The sequence below is a fragment of the Marinospirillum sp. genome (assembly GCF_014859565.1).
Window position 1 is genome coordinate 1 of sequence record NZ_JACUUA010000278.1, and the last position, 3,864, is coordinate 3,864.

A 3,864-nucleotide genomic window follows, 5' to 3' on the forward strand; every position below is an offset into this window, starting at 1 on the left:
TCATGAAGGAGCTAAATGCTTCGGGGCGTTATGCCTGTGCCTATGCCAATATCGAGGGTGCGCAGGCTGCGCGGGGTGATGAAACCCAGGGCATACCAACGGCCTGTAGTGCCATTGCTCGCAGTATTGAAGACTATTTGGATATGTCCAACTTGAATCAATGGTGGACAAAAGCAGGTCGCCAGCATCAACCTCAGGATCAGCTTACGCAGCTGTTACGCCAGTGGGCTAAGTTATCTGATAAACCCACTGTATTGTTATTGGATGAAGTGGATGCACTGGTGGGTGACACGCTGATTTCTCTGCTGCGCCAGATCAGAGCCGGTTACGCCCAGCGCCCGGATTTTTTCCCTCAATCCATTATTCTCTGTGGGGTGCGTGATGTGCGTGACTACCGGATGCATCAGGAAGGGGCTGAGGTGATCACCGGCGGCAGCGCTTTCAATATCAAGGCCAAATCCCTGCGGATGGGTAACTTCACTGAACAGGAAACCCGCAGTCTGTGGTTGCAGCATACCGAGGAAACGGGACAGGTCTTTGATGAGGCAATTTTCCCGGAGCTTTGGGAAGACTCCAAAGGCCAGCCCTGGCTGGTCAACGCACTCGGATACGAAGTCACCTGGGAAAATCGTCAAGCACGCGACAGAAGCCGCCTCATTACACTGGTGGATTATCAGCAGGCACGGGAACGGCTGATTTACTCCCGTGCCACTCATCTGGATCAACTGACCGACAAGCTCAGAGAGCCGCGCGTTCATGGCGTAATCAGTGCGCTGCTGACCAGTGAAGATGAAGACAATATCAGCCAAATTAAAGTTGATGATCTGCAGTATGTTGAAGATTTAGGGCTGATCACCGTTCGCCCCTCAGTCAAAATCAGCAACCGCATTTATCAGGAAGTGATTCCCAGAGAGCTGACCTGGCCGACCCAGGTGATGATTGCCAATCAGGAACAGGCCTGGTACATCAATCTGGATCATTCATTAAACATCAGCAAGCTGTTGCAAGCCTTCCAGCAGTTTTTCCGTGAACACTCGGACAGCTGGAGTGAAGGTTTTGATTACAAGGAAGCGGCTCCTCAGCTGTTAATGCAAGCCTTCTTGCAGCGCATCATCAACGGTGGTGGTCGCATCAGTCGAGAATACGGCCTGGGTCGCAAACGCACTGATTTATTCATCGAATGGCCAACTGATCCGGTGCTGGGCATGTATGGTCCGCTGCAGCGGGTGGTGATAGAACTCAAACTCCTGCGTGGCAGCCTGGATACCGTGATTGCAAAAGGGCTGGAACAAGCCACCGACTACAGCCAGCGCGTGGGTGCCGATGAAACCCATCTGGTGATTTTTAATCGCGATCCGGCAACGCCCTGGAATCAGAAAATCTGGCAGCGACAGGCTGATTTTCAGAATAAAATCATTCAGGTCTGGGGTGCGTGATTTGTTTTATGGAGACTAATTAAGCCATGAACCCTTCTTTGGATATTCGCTGGCACCAGCGTTTGCAGAATTACCAGGCTGCATTTAACGAGCTGGATTGGTGGTGTATGAGGGCCGAATGGTTGCTATAAAGCGCACTTTAGACTAGAGTGCGCTTAATGTAAATTATGGTCTATAGTAAATCCATGGCTACTCTGAATCTTGCTACATTACAAAAGATCTCTGTACAGATTCTCGCCCGTGATGTGCCACTGTACAAAAGATACCTTTATCATCAAGTGGACTTTAATGCGCGTTTGCTCGGTATTAAAGGTGCGCGCGGTGCAGGAAAAAGTACGATTTTGCTGCAATATGCCAAGTCACTTAATTTGGGAGCCACACAGGTTCTGTATGTGAGTTGTGATCATCCTGCCATGGTTGGGGTGAATTTGTATGATTTGGCCGAGGCATTTTATGCGCGTGGCGGTCAGCTGTTATTGGTGGATGAAATTCATAAAGCCGATCACTTTTCACAAGCGCTTAAAGCGGTTTACGATGTGTTTGACTTGCAGGTGCTTTTCAGCGGATCAAGTGCTTTGCAAATTGAACATGCCAGCGCCGATTTATCACGACGGGCGGTGGTTCATCGTTTGGGTGTGTTGTCCTTGCGCGAATTTTGTGAGCTGGAGCTTGGGCAAAGTTTACCCAGTTTTTCTTTAGCTCAGGTGTTGTCGTCACATGAGGATATTGCCGCGCAACTCATGCAGCATTTTCGACCGCTGGAACAGTTCGCTAAATACCTGCGTTATGGTTGTTATCCTTTTTATCAGGAGTCTTTAGCGGATTACCCTTCAAAGCTGTTGGAGGTGGTTAATCTAACCATTGATTCAGATTTGAGTCGTATTTACCGTATTGATCCGTCTAAGCTGGATAAGCTTAAAAAGATTTTATACATGCTCTGCAGTACCCCACCATACGAATTGAACGTGTCTAAATTAAGTGCGGCGGCAGGTGTATCCTGGCCTACCTTGCAAAAGTATTTGCAGCAAATGGATGCGGGCAGTTTGCTTCATGTGGTGCGTGGTGGGGTGGGGATGCGTGCAGTTAATAAGCCCGATAAGCTGTTGTTAGATAACCCCAATTTATTTCAAGTGCTGTGCGGTGGCAGTAATCTTGGCTCTGTTCGTGAAAGTTTTTTTGTTTCGCAGCTAGGGCTTAAGCATCAGGTGCATTACCACGATCGTGGTGATTTTATTGTGGATGATGAGTGGGCGTTTGAGGTGGATGGTGCTGGTAAAACGAGTGCGCAGTTGCAAGCGGGTAAAGGTTTTGTTGTAGCCGATGACCTTGAGGTGGGTTTTGAGAACAAAATTCCCCTATGGTTATTTGGGTTTTTGTATTGACAAAGGCTGTGAGTGTGCGTGATGCGTAAAAAGCTCCCTATTGGCATCTAGACCTTCGCGGATATTCGTGAAGGCGGCTACTACTATGTGGATAAAACCCCGCACATCCACCGTTTAGTGGATGAGGGCAAGTACTACTTTTTATCTCGCCCTCGGCGTTTTGGTAAAAGCCTGCTGCTGGATACCATCGACTGCCTGTTTGCCGGTCGTCAGCCCTTGTTTGAAGGCTTATTCATTCTCACACTGGATACACGTTTTACCACCATCTGCGGTTATACCGATGCGGACTTGGATGAGGTGTTTGCTCCTGAGCTGCCGGGTCTGGATCGTGCTGAAATTAAACACTGGTACAACGGTTATCGCTGGGGTGGTGAGGAAACAAGCTCTGTATACAACCCCTTTGATGTACTGCTGTTGTTGCAAAAGCGGGTATTCGAGCCTTATTGGTTTGAAACTGCCACCCCCACTTTTTTAGTGAATCTGCTCCAGGCCCGGGGGGTGTTCACACCGGAATTAGCTGCCTGGCATACTCGCCCTGCATTGCTTAATCAGTTTGATGTCGATGCAATTTCTACTGATGCCCTGCTTTTTCAGTCCGGTTATCTCACGCTGAATGAGGTTCACTCTGAAGTACCGAACCGTCCTTTATATCGTCTTGGTTTTCCGAATCAGGAGGTCTCGGTCAGTTTAAATGAGGTGCTGCTGCCAATTCTGGGTGTTAAGGATGCGGTGATAGACCAGTTCATGCTGCGTTTGCCACGTATCTTAAGAAACGCTGATATGGCTGGCTTAGAAACCCATTTGAAAGCCTTGTTTGCCGGTCTGCCGCATGACTGGTATCGTAATAACCCCATTGCCCAGTATGAAGGCCACTATGCCAGTGTTTTTTACAGCCATTTTGCTGCTTTGGGTGTGCGGGTCACGGTGGAAGATGCCAGCAACTACGGCAAGGTGGATATGAGTGTTGAGTTTGACGGTCATCTCTATTTGTTTGAGTTTAAGGTAGTAGAGCAACTGCCGGAAGGATCTGCCCTGCAGCAGATCAA

Annotated in this window: 3 protein-coding genes; all 3 read left to right on the forward strand. The window is 48.8% G+C overall.

The genetic code is table 11. From position 1 onward, the window contains the following. The coding region (locus tag IBX50_RS18290) for a hypothetical protein (RefSeq protein ID WP_292257836.1) at positions 1-1,436 on the forward strand (1,436 nt) is incomplete at its 5' end. A gap of 185 nt (positions 1,437-1,621) precedes the next feature. Continuing rightward, positions 1,622-2,818 carry an AAA family ATPase gene (locus tag IBX50_RS18295; protein ID WP_292257837.1) on the forward strand — a complete coding sequence of 399 codons (1,197 nt, stop codon included), beginning with the start codon at positions 1,622-1,624 and terminating at the stop codon, positions 2,816-2,818. Positions 2,819-2,905: 87 nt separating this feature from the next. Next, the coding region (locus IBX50_RS18300) for an AAA family ATPase (protein ID WP_292257838.1) at positions 2,906-3,864 on the forward strand (959 nt) is incomplete at its 3' end.

What these genes read in the sequence shown, in the direction of transcription:
- IBX50_RS18295 (WP_292257837.1), top strand. Translation starts at nt 1,622, where the DNA reads ATGGCTACTCTGAATCTTGCTACATTACAAAAGATCTCTGTACAGATT.